The organism is Rodentibacter sp. Ppn85 (assembly GCF_001999335.1).
Taxonomy (GTDB): domain Bacteria; phylum Pseudomonadota; class Gammaproteobacteria; order Enterobacterales; family Pasteurellaceae; genus Rodentibacter.
The window spans coordinates 17,800-35,492 of sequence record NZ_MLHS01000013.1 but is presented as its reverse complement, the minus strand read 5'-3'; the positions used below and the strand labels follow the sequence as shown (position 1 = coordinate 35,492).

The window sequence follows — 17,693 nt, the reverse complement described above, 5'->3', positions numbered from 1 at the left end:
AGACTCAATGAATTAGAAGGTATATTCTACGTTAACCCAATAAGTGCGAGGCATACCTAACACGGCAAAGCTGCGATCATAACGGCCGCGCTGAACCTGCCAGTATGATTTATTAAATAAATTTTCTACTCCAACACGGAATGTTAGACTTTGTTGTTCACTTAATTTCGCCACATATTTGGCACCTGCATCAACCGTCGTATAGGATGGAAAGGCAAATTTTTCAGAATAATCTTGATAGGATTTTCCATAGTATTGAACTGCCGCATTTAGTGTTAAATTTCTGATAAACGGGGTGTCCCACTCAACGGCTGCTTTCGCAATCCAACGAGGGCTGGCAACTTGTGAGCCATTAATAATTGGCCCGGCAAAACTTGGGTAATCAATTAATTTTCCTTGATTGTAAGTGATACCTAAACTTGGGCGTAATGTACTATTTAGCAGATTTCCGTAGATGTTTAATTCAATGCCACGGTTACGTTCTTTGCCTTGTTCCTGTCCGGTTTTAGAATGAACGCCCGGACGGGATAATTGGTAAATGCTTAAGGTTGTGGTTGCAAGATCTTTCCAGTTTTTACGCACACCTAATTCGACTTGTCGGCTAACAACAGGTTTTGCCATAACGCCGGTATCCTCATCGGTTGCACCCGGTTCTAAATCTTCTAAATAATTGGCATAAAAAGTTAAGTTTGGATTAGGTACATAGGCTGCCATCACCATTGGGCTAAAACGACTTTCGTGATAACGAACATCTCGGCTTGGTTTTGCCGGATAAGGCAGGGCGTGTTGCTTAATCCACTGGAAACGTCCGCCGAGTGTTAAACGAACTGTGTCATCAATAAATGAAGCGGTATCTGCAAAAGCAAGGCTGTAACTCGCTAGTTTTTCGTTCGTTGCGCCCTGCGTTACAGCACTATTAGGCTGACGGGATGTCGTAAATTGCGGATGATAAAGATTGATATTGGAATAAATATTTTGACCTAAAACTTTTCCCTGATCGAAATCGCGTTGGCGTCTTACCGCATCAAACGCTAAATTCCAGCTATGGTTTATCGAACCGGTTTCAAATTCACCTTGTAATTTTAGATTTCCGCTTGTTGTACGAATATGAAAATCCATTGCTCGTAGTTGTTGTAAACGATATTGTTCGGTATATGCGGTTTCATCCATCATTCGAACTTGACCGAATGTGCCGTAATAGCGTGACTCTATATAACCCAATCCTCCGGATAACATCATGTTATTAGGTAGGTCATACTCAAAGGTTCCCATAATGATTTGATCTTGAGTAGTTTGACCGTTCCAATACGGCACAAAATTTGTATTGCCGTTTGGTGCGCTTGGTAAACGATAGTTTAAGCGTTGAATATCTTGAATACGCGCACGACCGCCGTGTGTTGCCCGTTTGCTATACATATAATCTATGCCAACCCGTAGTTTATCCCCGCGATAATCTAAACCCACGGCAAATTCTTTGTTTCGTTCGTCATAGTCATGGCGCGCCGTATCACCATCGCGATATTTACCGTTTAGGCGAATACCCCATTCTTTATTTGCACCGAAACGGCGACCAAAATCAAAGGTTTCTTGTAAACGATTGTTGCTATACCAAGCAAAACCAAGTTTATTAATATCTTCATCGGTCGCCCGTTTGGTTTCAACATTAAGGGAAGAGCCGGCAGCTCCTTCTGGATCCATTCCGGCGATAGCCGTTGATGCACCTTTAATTAACTGAGCTGAGCTAACGGCAGCAGTAGGGGAGTTATAAGTAGAGTAAAGTCCCGCTAATCCGTTGACAGTAATTTGACGGGCATCCAGCTGTAATCCTCGAACATAAATTCCCGATAAGGTATTGGTTTCTCCACCGAAATTCATCACTGAAGAATCAATTTTAGCAATCCCGTCTAAAAGATTACGTTGTTGAGAGTTTTCAAATGCTTTTTCATCGTAGTGAACAACCGCAATGGGCGAAGTGAATGCGGTCTGCCGTCCGAGTAAACTTAGGTTAACAATCTCTTTTTGTTTTTCACCTGCGGCTTTTGCCTTTTCCAATTCGCTTACGACATTCACTTGATCCAATATCATTTCGGAACTTGAGCCGACATCGGTTTGTGTTTCCGCTAGCACTGAAACAGATACACCGGTAAAAAGTGCGGTGTAAAGAATACTGTGTTTAAACGCCATATTTGCTTTCCTTAAAATTGATGTAGTAAAAAGAGTGGTAAGTATAACTGAAAATAATCGTTGCTCTCAATAGGAATAATTTGCATTTACTATTAAATAAGAGTTTAGAGAAAAATAACCGCACTTTTGCTTGTTTTTTCTTCAGTAGCGGTATAGACTCTTAACAACTTTAGTCGGGGTGCCGCGATATGGCTGAGATTACACCCGTGAACCTGAAACAGTTAGCACTGACGTAGGAAACTAATATGCCAAAATATCTTTTCATTTCTCATTCCATTCTTAATTTTTCATTTTCGCCTATTCAAATCTCTTGATAATTTTGAGAGGTGAACAATGGTGTATATCCGGAATTTAAGCCTTAATTTTGGTGATCAACCTTTATTTGTGCGGCTTAATTTATCTCTTTTTCAAAAACAGTGGGCAAGTCTATTAGACTCATCAGGCGAATCGATATTATTACGTCTGATCGCGGGCATTGATACTCAAGGTTCGGTTCAAGGACAAATCAATGTTGAACCCAATGTATGTATGGCGTGGTTTGCGCTAGAACCTTAATAAGGAGACAAAATGATTACTCAACTCATTGAACGGGCACAACCTTATTGGCAACGGTATATTGAGCATGAATTTGTTCGGCAACTAGCCCAAGGTACGTTACCTAAACATTGTTTTCAACATTATTTGAAACAAGATTATCTCTATCTTTTTCATTATAGTCGAGCTTTTGCATTGGGCGTTTTTAAGGCAAAAAACTTTGCAGAAATGACAGTGCCACGCAAAACGTTGGAAATTCTTACCCAAGAAATTCAACTACATATTAATTATTGCAACCGGTGGGGGATCAGTGAACAAGAGATGATAAACACACCGGAAAGCCCGGCTTGTGTGGCTTACACTCGTTATTTATTGGATGTTGGAATGGCAGGAGGATTGGCAGAGCTTTATGCTGCCATTACGCCTTGTGCGGTTGGTTATGCTCAAGCGGCTTGCTACATCGCCACGCATTATCCTCGCTTGCCGAACAATCCTTATCAGTCTTGGATTGATGTTTATTCAAGTGCTGATTTCCAGCAAGCCGCAGCAGAAACGGCGGATTTTTTGACATCACTTTGTCAATCACTAAATCAAAATCAACTTACCCATATTCAGAACATTTTTACCACCGCAACGCGTATGGAAATTAATTTCTGGCAAATGGGATTGGATTTATCTTAACCGCAAACAGGAGACTATGATGAAATCTATTTATCTTGCAAAAATTCGTGAGCAAAATCCGCTCATTCATAATATTACCAACATTGTTGCGGCTAATTTTAGCGCCAACGGATTATTGGCATTGGGTGCTTCTCCGATGATGTCCGATAGTGAAGGGGAAATGGTCGAAATGCCAAATTTAAGTCAAGCTCTCGTGATTAATATCGGCACGTTGATTGGCAAAGAACAAAAATCTATGTTATTGGCAGGGAAAACGGCAAATGCGAAAGGGATTCCGGTTGTGCTTGATCCTGTGGGCGTGGGCGCAACGAGTTATCGCCGAGAGACCGTACGTCAGCTTTTATCTGAAATAAAATTTGCACTCATTCGTGGTAATGCCGGTGAATTGGCAGCGATTGCAGGTGAAGCGTGGCAAGCGAAAGGCGTGGATGCCGGGCAAGGTAACGTCGATCTGAAAGCCGTTGCCCAACGTGTTGCAAAGCAGTATGACTGTGTCGTATTGATTAGTGGGGAAGTTGATGTCATCAGCGACGGTCCGCAAACCGCTACGGTACATAATGGCACGCCGTTGTTCCCTAAAGTGACTGCATCGGGCTGTTTACTCAGTGCGGTCTGTGGGGCTTTCTTAGCCGTGGATTCGGGTGATCATTTTGCTGCAACGATTGAAGCCTGCGTTGCTTATACTGTTGCGGGTGAACTTGCCGCTAAAGGTCTGACTACTCAAGTCGGTCAATTCCAGATTCGTTTATTAGATGAATTGGCTACGCTGTCCCCTGAAACAATTGCACAAAAGGGGCGTGTTAATGAGTAACATTGCCCAAGTGTTAACCATAGCCGGCTCGGATAGTGGCGGCGGTGCGGGTATTCAAGCCGATCTTAAAACCTTTCAAATGCAAGGCGTGTTCGGCACCTCTGTGGTGACTGCCGTAACAGCTCAAAATACGCAGGGAGTATTTGATATTCACACTATTCCGTTGAAAATAATTCGTTCACAACTACAAGCGGTGAAAAACGACTTCAATATTGCAAGCGTTAAAATTGGAATGCTCGGAACGCCGGAAATTATTGAATGTGTGGCGGAATATCTTAAAGAACGTCCATTTGGCAATTTGGTTCTTGATCCTGTGATGATTGCGAAAGGCGGAGCAGCACTCTTACAACCGCAGGCGGTTTCAGCTCTTATTGAACATTTGCTCCCACTGGCGGATGTGATTACCCCCAATCTTCCTGAAACGGAAGCCTTAACGGGGATGACGATTTACGATGAAATGAGCATTCAAAAAGCGGCAAAATCCCTACAAAAGTTAGGGGCGAGTAATGTGATTATCAAAGGCGGGCATTCACTGAACTCGCAGAGCGAACAATGCCAAGATTGGGTTTTCCTTGCCGATGGTCGTTATTTTGTCTTGGAAAGTCCACGTTTTTATACGCCGCATACGCATGGTACAGGTTGCACTTTTTCCGCTTGTTTAACTGCGGAATTGGCGAAGGGGAAGCCGCTGCAAAGTGCGGTCAAAATTGCCAAAGATTTTATTACGGCAGCGATTAGTCATCCGCTTAATATCGGTCATGGACACGGGCCGACAAACCATTGGGCCTATCGTGATTTAGTTAACTTAGAGAGGAATAATTAAATGCAAAAAATTCGAGAAATTCTACCGCTTTACTTTGTTGCCGGGACGCAAGATTGTCGGCATTTGGGGGAAAATAATGCACAAAATTTACTTTCTATATTAAAACAAGCATTAGACGGCGGTATTACTTGTTTCCAATTTCGGGATAAAGGCAAATTTTCCCTTGAACACTCACCGGCAGCACAAAAAGCGTTAGCTATTAGCTGCCGGGATATGTGCCGAGAATACCGCGTGCCGTTTATCGTCAATGATGATGTTGATTTAGCCTTTGAGCTTGAGGCGGACGGTATCCATGTCGGACAAACCGATATGGCGGTACAGGTTATTCGGGCAAAAGCGAATAAAGCGATGATTGTAGGTTGGTCGGTTAATTTATTAGAAGAAGCCAAAATAGGCGAAGCAATGGCGGAGATTGATTATTTTGGCATCGGGCCGATTTTCCCAACCCAATCAAAGGAAAATCCAAAACCGACACGCGGTATGGCGTTTGTTCAAGATTTGCGAAAATCAGGCATAACCAAACCGTTTGTTGCGATTGGCGGCGTAAAGTTGGAACACGTTCGTACTTTGCGGGAATTTGGTGCTGATGGTGTGGCTGTAATTTCAGCAATTAGTCAGGCAAAAAATGTTGAAATGATGACTAAAGCGCTAAGAGAAGCTAGTCGGTGAATTATCCATCAAAAGTATGGGTTACATTTGAAAGCCCTTCTTTGGAGAAAAATAATGAAACAAAACAGCCCGAAACAAATTGCGATGGCAACAATGATTGGTACGGCGATTGAGTATTTCGACAACTATATTTACGCTATGGCTGCCGTGTTGGTGTTTAACCACCAATTTTTTCACGCAGCCGATCCTCTCTCAGGGCAAATTGCCGCCCTTTCTACACTAGCCTTAACCTTTATTGCCCGTCCTTTAGGCGCGGCATTATTCGGACATTTTGGCGATCGTATCGGGCGAAAAAATACCTTTGTGATGAGCTTACTGTTAATGGGCATTTCTACCGTAATTATCGGATTATTGCCTACTTATGAAAGTATAGGTATTAGTGCAACAATTTTGCTCTGTTTATGTCGTATCGGGCAAGGGATCGGGTTAGGCGGAGAATGGGGTGGCGCCGCATTAGTAGCTGTTGAAAATGCGCCGGAGGACAAACGCGGTTGGTATGGTACGTTTCCACAACTTGGTGCACCGTTAGGCTTACTGTTAGCGAACGGTGTATTTTTGTTGATCGGCGCTGTTTTCGGGCAGGCGGCAATGCTAGATTGGGCGTGGAGAATTCCGTTTTTATCTTCAATTCTATTGGTTGGTATCGGTTTATATGTGCGGTTAAAACTCACTGAAACCCCGATTTTTCTTGAAGCGTTTCAAAAAACACAAGCTAAACGTTTGCCAATGTTAGAAGTTATGACAAACCATTTCAAATCTTTTTTCTTGGGGATGTTGACTTGTATAGCCGGTTATGTGTTGTTTTATGTGATGATCGCATTTAGTCAAATCTATGCGAAATCCGCGCCAACCGTATCGGATGCCGGTTATGTAATGGGATTGGGGTTTTCCCCTCATATTTTCACCGCTTTATTAATGGCAAGTGCGGTTTCTTTAGCGGGTACGATTGTCATTTCGGGCAAATACATTGATAAAATCGGCCGCCGGCTTTGGCTGATTTGGACTACCGTCGGTGTCGCGATTTTTGGTTTAGCATTACCGTTTTTCCTTGAAAACGGCACGGCTCACAGTTTGTTTTGGTTCTTAGTGATCGGAATGGGATTAATTGGAATGGGGTATGGGCCGCTTGCCAGTTTTTTACCTGAATTATTCCCAACCTATGCCCGTTATTCAGGGGCCTCACTGACTTATAATATTGCAGGTTTATTTGGTGCGAGTGTCGCTTCTATTATCGCTTTACCGTTAAATGCTCATTACGGTTTAAAAGCGGTGGGAATTTATTTGACATTAAACGCCTTGCTGAGTCTGATTGGTTTATGGTTTATCCGAGAAACGAAAGGTACGAAACTAGGGGAGTGCTGATTTAGAATAATAGGCGGTCATTTTTCACGATATTATAAAACACAGTGAAATTTGACCGCACTTTTTTAATTGATAGCGCAATAACCTTATTTTAGTTTTTCTAATCGGCTCATTAATACTTCATCACTTAAATTTTGTGTTTTTCTCATTCGATAAAATAATAGAATAGCGGCAAAAGTGAGCGAGACCACAAAAGCAATCCAGAAACCCTGTGCTCCGATGCTTGGCATAAGCAAATCGGTTCGAGCCAGCGTATAACCCAACGGCACACCGATCATCCAATAAGCAAAAAGCGTAATATAGAGTATCACTTTAGTATCTTTATAACCGCGTAACACTCCGCTTACAACCACTTGGATCGTATCGGAAAACTGGTAAATAGCGGCAATAAGCAATAAACCGGCAGCCATGCTAATCACGGTTTTATCCGTCACAAAAATGCCGGCAATTTCATAGCGAAAGAATACCGTAATAAATGCCGTAATGAGTGTGACGGTTAAACCGAGAATGATAGCGGAGTAAGCGATATTTTTAGCTTTTTGCGGCAGACCGGAACCGAGAGCTTGTCCAACAAGAATCGTGGTAGCCATACCGATAGACATCGGAAACATAAAAATAAAGGAACTGGTATTTAACGCTATTTGATGGCTTGCCACAATAGTCGCGCCGAGCGGAGAAAGCAATAAGGCGGTAATCGCAAAAAGTACTACTTCACAGCAAATCGAAAGAGCGATAGGTAAGCCTAGCTGTAAAAGTTTTTTTAATGTTGCAAAATGAGGTTTTTCAATGAGTTGGCTAAATACTTTTAACTCACGTTCTTGGCGATTAAAGTAAGAATAGCTAACCATCATAAAAAACATTAACCAATTCACCATTGCCGTTGCAATACCGCAACCTACCGCTCCGAATGCCGGCACGCCGAGTTTGCCGTAAATAAAAATGTAGTTTAGCGGAATATTTACCATTAAACCGAGAAAGGTAATCACCATAGCGGGCTTGGTTTTTGCAATACCATCATTTAAACAACGAAAATTAATCAGCAATAAATATGCGGGTAATCCCCAAATCATGGCACGTAGATAGTCTCGTGCAATCTGTGCCATTTGAGGATCCATTTGCATAAATTGCAAGACAAAATCGCTGTAATAAACCAGTAAACCAAGAGGAAGACAACTTGAAAGGGCTATCCAAATACCTTGACGAATTTGGTGGGCAATGTGATGACGTTGTCCCGAACCGTTTAGGTATGACACGGTTGGCGGTAGTGCAAGTAATAGACCGTGCCCGAATAAAACCAATGGCAACCAAATTGAAGCGCCGACAGAGATTGCCGCCATATCCGTAGAGCTGACACGTCCTGCCATAATCGTATCCACAAGCCCCATAGAGTTTTGTGCGACCTGAGCAAATAGAATCGGCGTAGCGATTTTGATCAATTTTTTAATATCAGCTTGATATTCAGATAAAAGACGAATATTCATAAATTTGATACACTATGCGAAAATTTTTATTGAAAATATTGAGGAAAATTATGTTTACCGGAATTGTACAGGGCATTGCCCGGATTCATTCAATTACAGAAGGAACACATTTTAGAACACAGGTAGTAAAATTACCACCTGAAATGCGAAAAGGTTTAGAAATTGGTGCATCGGTATCTAATAATGGTGTGTGTTTAACCGTTACTGAAATTAACGACGATCTCGTTAGCTTCGATTTAATGCAAGAAACGTTGCGTATTACCAATCTTGGGGCATTAAAGGCCGGCGATTTCGTTAATATTGAACGTGCAATGCAAATGGGAGCTGAAATTGGCGGGCATATTTTGTCCGGCCATGTGTATTGCACGGCGGTGATTGCTGACATTATTGTGACGGAGAATAATCGCCAAATTTGGTTTGAATTACCGAATGCCGAAGTAATGAAATATATTTTAACCAAAGGCTTTGTTGCAGTAGATGGTATTAGTTTGACGATCGGTGAAGTGAAAGACAATCAATTTTGTGTGAATTTAATTCCGGAAACGCTGCAAAGAACCTTGATGGGACAACGTAAAACGGGTGATGTTGTGAATATTGAAATTGATCCGCAAACCCAAGCGATCGTAGATACGGTAGAACGTTATTTAGCGGCTCGTTGTTAAATGAAAAGTGCGGTCAAAAATCTAACTGTTTTTGACCGCACTTCTATAAAGTTAATTTTTCTGTTTTTGCGATTTTTTCCATTTCCAAAGTAAGAATAGGGCAACGGCAGCAACCAGTACATAAATAACCATTTGACCTTTCTGAATTTGCTCATGCAACCAATCTAAATTTCTCGCCCCAAATTCTCCAAGGTACACCCAGATTGGCACGGAAATAATAGCGGCACAAAAATCAATTAAGAGAAAGCGAGTATAACTTACACGTCGAGTGATACCCGAAACCATATAAATTGGCGCTCGTAATCCTGGTAGAAAACGTGCGACAAATAATACACGGTTACCGTATTGAGCGAATTTTTCACGTACCATTTTCAGACGCTGTAAAGTAATAATTTTACGCATCGGGCGGAAACGTAAAATTTTTGTACCATAAATGCGACCGAGCCAGTACATAGAGGAATCACCTGCGAGTACGCCGATCATACTGACGAATAACATGAGGTGGGAATTAACGCTTTCAGGATAAAGCCCGGCAATCACGCCTCCTGAAACAAGGGTAATATCTTCAGGAATGGGTACACCGAAACCACAGATAATTAAGACAAAAAATACAGCCCAATAGCCGTAGTCGGTGAAAAAATTAATAAGAAATTCCATTTGCTCGCGTTGTTTAGATTTTCATAGATTTAAAAAAATTAGGGGTTATTCTAATCGTTTCGTACTGAGTTTTCTAGAAAAAGTTTGCGTTAACAAGTTGAATCCTCTATAATCCGCATCCTCAAAGTTGGGCTTTGAGTTAGCTTAGGAAAATTGTTGGGTCGCCTGCAATTTTTTAATTTTTAATCTTACTTTAAAGAGAACATAACAATGGCATTTAAATTTAACGCTGAAGTTCGTACAGCGCAAGGTAAGGGTGCGAGCCGCCGCCTGCGTCATAACGGCCAAATTCCTGCAATCGTTTATGGTGGCAGCGAAGCACCGGTTTCAATCATCTTGAATCACGATGAATTAAACAATGCACAAGCTCACGAGTCTTTCTACTCTGATGTGATTACACTTGTCATTGACGGTAAAGAAGTAGCGGTAAAAGTGCAAGCAATGCAACGTCACCCGTTCAAACCAAAATTGGTTCACATTGACTTCAAACGTGCATAATCCGATATTTACACGGTGTTAAGTCATTTATTTTCGAAACAACCTTTGATTTAATCAAATCAATAAGACAAAAAATAGTTTCAGAAGTATGTTTGAGATAAAAGCTCATTGTTTTAACAATGGGCTTTTGTCATTTGGTGGGGAGAAGGTTTCTATTTTATCGTGTAATGCAGTGTTGTTTGTATTGGCGATAGGGCTTTTTTATTCCTTGTTCTCCCGAAAAGTCGAGATTCCTGTATAAAAAGCCCATACTTGGGCATTCCATTTTATTACCCCGGCTAATTATTTTGAACTGTCACTCGACAAGGTTTTGTATTGTTCACACAAGGATAAAGAAAAAATTCATTATTCTTCTTTCCTATATCTTGAAGCAAAATAAAGGTGCCATTACATCTTCCAAAGATGTAATAGTCCTCTTCAAATAATGTAATTTGAGCATAAGTTTTGGGGAAAATCTGAGCATAATAACCAATCATAAAAGCGGATAAAGCAAAGTAAAAATACACCATAGTAAGCGCAGTGAGTAAGTGAATTTTATGATTTTTAATATCACGAATAATCTTTCGGATACTAATGTGGTAGCTATGCTTTGTACAAATAAGCGATATGGTTATTGCCCCAAGCAAATAAACAGAAATGATGACATAGTCAGTTTTATGTGTAACTAATGATAACTGAACTAATAATGGAGTAAATACAATACTTAATATAACAAACGTTCGAATAGATGCAACAGTTTTTCTTGAGAATACTTGTTTTGCACCCTTAATAATAATCCAGCCTATGGCACAAGTTATGACTACAATCATTGAAACGAATAGAATATAACCAAGTGCTCTAGCAATATTATTTATACCAATTTCTACAAATTCCCAGGGATAATTATAGTAGTAAAACTTGGCCCATCCGTGTATGTAAGCTACAGACCAACCTAAAAAGGAGATATAAGCGAGAAAAACAGAAGAGTTGACGATAATGTTTAAATTTGTCTTCATTCTAATAGGTTCTAACCTGTGTAGTAGGATATAGGAGAGGGGGAAACTACATAAATTACTTTGCATTGTCAATTGTTTAGTCATTTTGTTGTCGCGAATCGCTTTAATTTTAGACTAATATCTTTTAGATGAGATAAGACAGTATCTCAAATATTTATATGGCATAATTAATGATGTGATTACTCCGATACCAGAACTTTGAGAAGTTTAGAAATATAGTTGATTTCGGAAATAATGAATTTTTTTCTTCATTGATACTATTAAAGTAATTTGGTGAAATTAAAATTGAACACATTGACTTCAAACGTACATAATTTTTAATTTTGATGAAAAATGAGGTAGAAATGAAAATTGCCTTAGGAATTGAGTATAGCGGCCGACATTATTTTGGTTGGCAGCGACAAGAAAAAGTGCGTTCGGTACAGGAAACATTGGAAAATGCGCTATCTTTTGTGGCAAATGAAAAAATTGACGTATTTTGTGCGGGAAGAACGGATTCCGGTGTGCATGGTACAGGGCAGGTTGTGCATTTTGAAACGGATGCCGTCCGTCCTGAAAAGGCTTGGGCGTTTGGTACAAATACAAACCTGCCTGATGATATAGCGGTGAAATGGGCAAAAGTCGTGGATGATGAATTTCATGCCCGTTTTTCTGCTATTGCGCGTCGTTATCGCTACCTTCTATATTGTAATAAATTACGATCTGCTATTTTTCCGGCCGGTATTACCCATTGTCACTTAACATTAAATGCCGAAAAAATGCGGCAAGCCGGGCAATATCTTTTGGGGGAACATGATTTTTCCTCTTTCCGTGCGGCACAATGTCAATCAAATACACCCTGGAGAAATGTGCATCATCTGAACGTCGTACAAAAAGGCGAATATATTATTGTGGATATTCAAGCCAATGCGTTTGTACATCATATGGTGCGAAACATAGTTGGGAGCTTGATTGAAGTTGGTGCAGGGAATCAACCGGTTGAATGGCTTAAATGGTTACTTGAACAGCGTGATCGCAAACTTGCCGCACCAACGGCAAAACCGGACGGACTTTATTTGGTTAATGTGATTTATCCTGAAAAATTTGCGCTCCCGCAACAAAAATTAGGCCCGCTTTTCCTTGAAGATGAGTTGATTTAGTTTGATAAGCTTGTCTGACTAGCAAGGTTCGTCGAATTATGGTTTAATACGCTGGATTTTCTAGTGGATAAATAGGTAAACAATAATGAGCTGGATTGACCGAATTTTTAATAAAAGCCCTTCTTCTTCAGCACGTAAATCTAATGTGCCTGAAGGGGTTTGGACAAAATGTACCTCGTGTGAACAGGTACTTTATAGCGAAGAATTAAAACGTAACCTCTATGTATGCCCGAAATGTGGTCATCATATGCGTATTGATGCGCGTGAACGTCTTTTACGTTTATTGGATGAAGATTCAAGCCAGGAAATAGCGACGGATTTAGAGCCAAAAGATATTTTAAAATTTAAAGATTTAAAGAAATATAAAGATCGTATTACAACGGCACAAAAAGAAACCGGTGAAAAAGATGCGCTCATTACCATGACAGGAACACTTTATAGTATGCCGATTGTCATGGCTGCCTCAAACTTTGCTTTTATGGGGGGCTCAATGGGCTCCGTTGTAGGCGCTAAGTTTGTAAAAGCAGCTGAAAAAGCTATGGAATTAAACTGTCCGTTTGTGTGTTTTTCCGCCAGTGGTGGAGCACGTATGCAAGAGGCGTTATTCTCATTAATGCAAATGGCAAAAACCAGTGCAGTGCTCGCCAAAATGCGTGAAAAGGGTGTGCCTTTTATTTCGGTTTTAACCGATCCGACTTTAGGCGGCGTATCTGCCAGTTTCGCAATGCTAGGTGATCTAAACATTGCCGAACCGAAAGCCTTAATTGGTTTTGCAGGCCCAAGGGTGATAGAACAAACCGTTCGTGAAAAATTACCGGAAGGTTTTCAACGTAGCGAGTTTTTATTAGAAAAAGGGGCGATTGATATGATTGTAAAACGTGGCGATATGCGTTATACCCTAGCAAGTGTGTTAAGTAAATTAACAAATCGACCTTCACCTTTTGCCGAACCCGAGTTAGTTGAAGATGACATTGAAGTAAATGAAGAACAGCATGAAGAATAATATGAATTTAAAAGCCACTTCGCCACTCGCTGAGTGGCTTTCTTATTTAGAGAATAGCCATTTTAAAGCCATCGATCTTGGCTTGGAACGAATTAAATCTGTTGCAGAAAAGTTGGATCTTTTACACCCGGCACCTTATGTGATTACTGTTGGAGGAACCAATGGCAAAGGAACAACCTGCCGTTTATTAGAAACTGTTTTGCTCCGACACGGCTTGCGTGTAGGTGTGTATTCCTCCCCCCATTTATTACGTTATAACGAACGTGTACGTATTCAAAATCAGGATTTACCGGATGAGGTGCATACCGCTTCCTTTGCTTTTATCGAAGAAAATAAAACGGAATCTTTAACCTATTTTGAATTCACTACTCTTTCTGCTTTGCATTTGTTTAAGCAACATCAGCTTGATGTCGTGATCTTAGAAGTCGGTTTAGGCGGACGCTTAGACGCAACCAATATTGTGGATAGCAATTTAGCGGTGATTACCTGTATTGATATTGATCATACGGATTTTTTAGGGAACACAAGAGAAGCGATCGCCTTTGAAAAGGCAGGCATTTTTCGTCAAAATTGCTCGGTTGTGATTGGAGAGCCAAACGTACCGAATACGATGTTAGAACAAGCAGATCTGTTAGGTTGTAGGGTATCTCGTCGTAAGGTAGATTGGTTATTTCTGGCTAATTCAGAAAATTGGCAATGGCAAGGCCGAAAAGTACGGTTAGAAAATTTACCGTTTTGTCAAATCCCATTAATGAATGCCGCTACCGCATTAGCTGTGGTTGAACAGTTACCGTTTGATATTCAGGAAAGTACCCTTCGAGAGGCATTGCAAAGTGTCGAATTAGTCGGACGTTTTCAAACCATTAAGGGAAAACAACGTGAAAAGCTGGCGAATTTATTTAATCAAAAAGTTGATAATTTACCAACGGTGATCGTTGATGTTGGGCATAATCCCCATGCTGCGGCATATTTGAGTGAAAAATTGACCGCACTTAAAACGCAAAAACAAGGTAAATTGATTGCCGTGTGCGGAATGTTAAAAGATAAAGATGCTCAAGGCGTTTTTACTCATCTTATTTCTATTGTAGATGAATGGCATTGTGTGACTTTAGAGGGCTATCGTGGGCAAACGGGAGAAGAATTACAGCTGAAGCTTACAGAGTTTTTCCCTAATGCTAAAGCAAAATCACAAAATTCGGTGATGAATGGTGTAGGGATTGCATTAAAAAGTGCGGTTAAAAATGACATTATTTTAGTGTTTGGCTCATTTCATACGGTGGCGGAATTTTGGCAGGAAGTAGAATCGCTGTGAATATAGGGTAAACATATAACTAAAACTCAAGGATTTAGTAATATCTCATTGGCTCGCATTGGACAATAAAAAAGCCTTGAAGTCAGTATTTTCAAGGCTTTATCGGTTCTTATTGGATTGTGTTGGATTTCAATTTGGTGGAGCTGGCGGGAGTTGAACCCGCGTCCGAAATTACTCTACCTTCAGTACTACACGTTTAGTCAATCTTTGATTTCACTTAAGTATGCGGACAGACACGCTAAACTTAAGCCAGTTTGATTCAATTTAATGCTTCGATCCTCAAACGGCGGCTTCCACACGATCTCGTTTTGGTTTGACTCCGCGTTATCCCCGTCTTACGAGCGGAAGCTGGGGCGCGAAGGCTAAATGCAGGTTATTAAGCTGCTAAAGCGTATTGTTCGTCGTTTGCGACTATTTTTTTGCGGTTTATTTACGAGGCCTACCGCACCTCGACGTGCACCTTGGGCTTTGCTAATCCCGTCGAATCCAGAATCAGCCCCAAAACTTCGCCAAGTGTAGCAAAAAAAAGAACCTAATAAAAGAACCTATTTATTAATCCTTTGCGTTGGGTTAGAATTCGAGCACTTTTTATTAAGGAAAAATAAAATGAAAAATTTAAAACCTTTTATTGCTGTTTCAATGGTATCGCTATTTTTCGCGATGAATACATTGGCTGCACCCACAAAAACAGCCTCGAAAATAACAACCAAAAAAGAGAATGTTGCTGAGGTAGAAGCTATTTCACAAGCCGTTTCAATTAATGTTGAAGATCGTCAATTAATGATTGATAACAATGGCCAAGCTTTGGTGATGTTTAAATATGTGGTAACAAATAGCGGAAATAAGCCCATTTCCAATATTCAATGGATAAGTGCTTATGTGAGCAAACGTGAGATTGTTCATAGTCAAAATATGCAGCTTGAGCTGGAATCCACCTTAATGCCGGGCAAGTCAATCACCATTAATTTACAAATTCCGTTTGCCCAAATTGAGGAAAAATTTAGACCTGTGTTTACTAACCCGCAATCTCGAATTGATGTCTATCCGATTGATCGCATTATTCGATTTAATGACAAAAAAGAACTTCATGAACGTAAATAACCCTTTCTGATATAAACCTGCCGAGCGCAGGTTTATTTTTGCTGTATGGTTGAACAGTAATTTGCTTTTCGCTATACTAAACCCTCGTCTTTTTAACCGCACTTTTCTTTATGTCTTTAACGCGCAAAATCATTCACATTGATATGGATTGTTTTTATGCTTCGGTGGAGATCCGGGAAAATCCCTTATTACAGGGAAAACCGGTTGCGGTTGGTGGCGATTCGCGCCTACGAGGGGTATTGACGACCTGTAATTACGAAGCCCGAAAATTTGGTTTGCATAGTGCGATGCCTACCGCCCAGGCAGTGAAAAAATGTCCTCACCTTATTCTTGTGCCTGTTAATATGCCGCTATACAAACAGGTTTCTGCACAAATTCATCAAATTTTTCATCGTTATACCGATATTATTGAGCCTCTTTCTTTAGATGAAGCCTATTTGGATGTGACGGATTGCGAAAAATGTTCGGGTTCCGCCACTTGGATTGCACAAGAAATTCGTCACGCGATTTTTTATGAACTCAAACTGACGGCATCGGCAGGCGTTGCACCTCTTAAATTTCTTGCCAAAATTGCCTCTGATATGAATAAACCGAACGGGCAATTTGTGATTAAACCGGACGAGGTGGAGGAATTTGTAAAAGCTTTGCCTTTAAAGAAAATCCCCGGTGTGGGAAAAATCACATCACAGCGTTTATTAGAAATGGGGCTTGAAACCTGTGCTGATGTCCAAAGATTAGATCAAACCGTATTACTCAATCAATTTGGCAAAATAGGCAAACGAATCTGGGATTTTAGCCATGGCGTTGATGAACGTGAAGTACAAGCCCATCGCGAACGTAAATCTGTTGGTGTAGAGCGTACCCTTGCAGAAAATATTGATCAGTCGGAGCAGGGGATTACATTACTGGACAGCCTGTATGCCGAACTTGTTCGCCGCCTTGAACGTGTAGCTCCGAATACCCCTTTGACGGCTTTTCGTAAAATCGGGGTGAAACTGAAATTTGAAGATTTTCAAGTTACCACATTAGAAAAAACCGGATTGCCGCTTTCCTTGGTCAGTTTTCAGCAATTACTTATACAAATTTGGCAGCGCAGCCAAGGGAAATCAGTACGTTTAGTCGGATTAAATGTGGCATTACCGGAAGAAAATAAACAGGAGCAAATGACCCTTTGGTGATATAATCCGAGGCTTTACAGCATGAGTAATAGAGAATTATGGAACATAAATTAGAAGATATTATCGCAATTTTTAATCAATGTTTTGAGCAAGAATATAACACCCGTCTTGTAAAGGGGGGAGAAGAGCCAATTTACATTCCGGCAAATGAAAATATCCCCTATAACGCCATTTATTTTGCGCGAGGTTTCTATAGCAGCGCATTGCATGAAATTGCCCATTGGCTGGTTGCCGGCAAAGAACGCCGTAAACTGGAAGATTTCGGTTATTGGTATGAGCCGGACGGTCGCTCGGAAGCTCGTCAGCGTGATTTTGAAAAAGTCGAGGTAAAGCCGCAGGCATTGGAATGGATTTTGGCAACTGCCGCCGGTTTTCGCTATTTTGCCAGTGCGGATAATCTCAACGGTAATCCCGGTGATACCCAACCTTTTAAACAAGCCGTGTATGAACAGGTAAAAAGCTATGCGGAAAAAGGGTTACCGAAACGGGCGGAAACCTTACGAAAAGCCTTGGCGGATTTTTATGGCACGGAAGATCGTATTGATTTGAGCAAATTTGATGTTACCCGTATTTAAAAATGCTGTTATTTTTATACATAATCAC

Annotated in this window: 18 protein-coding genes, 1 other RNA gene and 1 riboswitch; of the genes, 14 read left to right on the top strand and 5 right to left on the bottom strand. The window is 40.8% G+C overall.

The genetic code is table 11. From position 1 onward, the window contains the following. Nucleotides 1-12 precede the first annotated feature (12 nt). A complete protein-coding gene (locus tag BKL51_RS02385; protein ID WP_077465153.1) occupies nt 13-2,184 on the bottom strand; it encodes a TonB-dependent siderophore receptor in 2,172 nt (723 codons plus the stop codon). Nucleotides 2,185-2,348: 164 nt separating this feature from the next. Next, nucleotides 2,349-2,440, top strand: a riboswitch (TPP riboswitch). Between the two features lie 77 nt (nt 2,441-2,517). Between BKL51_RS02385 and BKL51_RS02380 the strand changes: the two genes are divergently transcribed. From BKL51_RS02380 to BKL51_RS02355, 6 genes are read left to right on the top strand one after another with little or no spacing between them, the layout of a single operon-like run. Then, nucleotides 2,518-2,739, top strand: coding sequence for a hypothetical protein (locus BKL51_RS02380; RefSeq protein WP_077465152.1), 222 nt, complete (start codon nt 2,518-2,520; stop codon nt 2,737-2,739). 12 nt (nt 2,740-2,751) lie between these two features. Next, a complete protein-coding gene (gene tenA / locus BKL51_RS02375) occupies nt 2,752-3,399 on the top strand; it encodes a thiaminase II (RefSeq protein WP_077465151.1) in 648 nt (215 codons plus the stop codon). Between the two features lie 19 nt (nt 3,400-3,418). Beyond that, nucleotides 3,419-4,210 carry a hydroxyethylthiazole kinase gene (gene thiM, locus BKL51_RS02370; RefSeq protein WP_077465150.1) on the top strand — a complete coding sequence of 264 codons (792 nt, stop codon included), beginning with the start codon at nt 3,419-3,421 and terminating at the stop codon, nt 4,208-4,210. After that, nucleotides 4,203-5,033, top strand: coding sequence for a bifunctional hydroxymethylpyrimidine kinase/phosphomethylpyrimidine kinase (thiD, locus tag BKL51_RS02365; RefSeq protein WP_077465149.1), 831 nt, complete (start codon nt 4,203-4,205; stop codon nt 5,031-5,033). The genes thiM and thiD overlap by 8 nt, the downstream gene beginning before the upstream one ends. Then, nucleotides 5,034-5,702 (top strand): thiamine phosphate synthase, encoded by a 669-nt coding sequence (gene thiE, locus BKL51_RS02360; protein ID WP_077465148.1) that lies wholly within the window; start codon nt 5,034-5,036, stop codon nt 5,700-5,702. It abuts the gene before it with no gap. Between the two features lie 51 nt (nt 5,703-5,753). Next, on the top strand, nt 5,754-7,064 hold the full coding sequence (locus BKL51_RS02355; RefSeq protein WP_143530494.1) for an MFS transporter: 1,311 nt from the start codon (nt 5,754-5,756) through the stop codon (nt 7,062-7,064). A gap of 86 nt (nt 7,065-7,150) precedes the next feature. Here BKL51_RS02355 and BKL51_RS02350 read toward each other — a convergent pair whose 3' ends face one another. Next, a complete protein-coding gene (locus BKL51_RS02350; RefSeq protein ID WP_077465146.1) occupies nt 7,151-8,545 on the bottom strand; it encodes an MATE family efflux transporter in 1,395 nt (464 codons plus the stop codon). A 50-nt stretch (nt 8,546-8,595) separates the two neighbouring features. Between BKL51_RS02350 and BKL51_RS02345 the strand changes: the two genes are divergently transcribed. Continuing rightward, on the top strand, nt 8,596-9,207 hold the full coding sequence (locus BKL51_RS02345; RefSeq protein WP_077465145.1) for a riboflavin synthase subunit alpha: 612 nt from the start codon (nt 8,596-8,598) through the stop codon (nt 9,205-9,207). A 51-nt stretch (nt 9,208-9,258) separates the two neighbouring features. On the opposite strand, the gene BKL51_RS02340 is transcribed toward BKL51_RS02345, so the two are convergent. Continuing rightward, a complete protein-coding gene (locus BKL51_RS02340) occupies nt 9,259-9,864 on the bottom strand; it encodes a DedA family protein (protein ID WP_077465144.1) in 606 nt (201 codons plus the stop codon). 210 nt (nt 9,865-10,074) lie between these two features. On the opposite strand from BKL51_RS02340, the gene rplY reads away from it, so the two are divergent. After that, a complete protein-coding gene (rplY, locus tag BKL51_RS02335) occupies nt 10,075-10,362 on the top strand; it encodes a 50S ribosomal protein L25 (RefSeq protein WP_077465143.1) in 288 nt (95 codons plus the stop codon). Between the two features lie 278 nt (nt 10,363-10,640). Here rplY and BKL51_RS02330 read toward each other — a convergent pair whose 3' ends face one another. After that, nucleotides 10,641-11,441: a hypothetical protein gene (locus BKL51_RS02330; RefSeq protein WP_143530492.1), complete on the bottom strand. Its 801-nt coding sequence runs from the start codon at nt 11,439-11,441 to the stop codon at nt 10,641-10,643. Nucleotides 11,442-11,701: 260 nt separating this feature from the next. On the opposite strand from BKL51_RS02330, the gene truA reads away from it, so the two are divergent. The 3 genes from truA to folC all read left to right on the top strand — a co-directional run bounded on the left by truA (nt 11,702) and on the right by folC (nt 14,811). Continuing rightward, nucleotides 11,702-12,496: a tRNA pseudouridine(38-40) synthase TruA gene (gene truA / locus BKL51_RS02325; protein WP_077465141.1), complete on the top strand. Its 795-nt coding sequence runs from the start codon at nt 11,702-11,704 to the stop codon at nt 12,494-12,496. Nucleotides 12,497-12,581: 85 nt separating this feature from the next. Further along, entirely contained in the window at nt 12,582-13,499 is a 918-nt protein-coding gene (gene accD, locus BKL51_RS02320) for an acetyl-CoA carboxylase, carboxyltransferase subunit beta (protein WP_077465140.1), read from the top strand. Between the two features lies 1 nt (nt 13,500). After that, complete coding sequence (gene folC / locus BKL51_RS02315) at nt 13,501-14,811, top strand: bifunctional tetrahydrofolate synthase/dihydrofolate synthase (RefSeq protein ID WP_077465189.1); 1,311 nt, start codon at nt 13,501-13,503, stop codon at nt 14,809-14,811. A gap of 135 nt (nt 14,812-14,946) precedes the next feature. On the opposite strand, the gene ssrA is transcribed toward folC, so the two are convergent. Further along, nucleotides 14,947-15,311, bottom strand: a transfer-messenger RNA (tmRNA) gene (ssrA, locus tag BKL51_RS02310). Nucleotides 15,312-15,417: 106 nt separating this feature from the next. Here ssrA and BKL51_RS02305 point away from each other — a divergent pair. The 3 genes from BKL51_RS02305 to BKL51_RS02295 all read left to right on the top strand — a co-directional run bounded on the left by BKL51_RS02305 (nt 15,418) and on the right by BKL51_RS02295 (nt 17,665). Next, a complete protein-coding gene (locus tag BKL51_RS02305; protein ID WP_077465139.1) occupies nt 15,418-15,912 on the top strand; it encodes a hypothetical protein in 495 nt (164 codons plus the stop codon). 110 nt (nt 15,913-16,022) lie between these two features. Beyond that, the gene (dinB, locus tag BKL51_RS02300) at nt 16,023-17,090 is read left to right on the top strand and encodes a DNA polymerase IV (RefSeq protein WP_077465138.1); all 1,068 of its coding nucleotides are present in this window, start codon (nt 16,023-16,025) and stop codon (nt 17,088-17,090) included. A 38-nt stretch (nt 17,091-17,128) separates the two neighbouring features. Next, nucleotides 17,129-17,665 (top strand): elongation factor P hydroxylase, encoded by a 537-nt coding sequence (locus BKL51_RS02295; protein ID WP_077465137.1) that lies wholly within the window; start codon nt 17,129-17,131, stop codon nt 17,663-17,665. Nucleotides 17,666-17,693 lie beyond the last annotated feature (28 nt).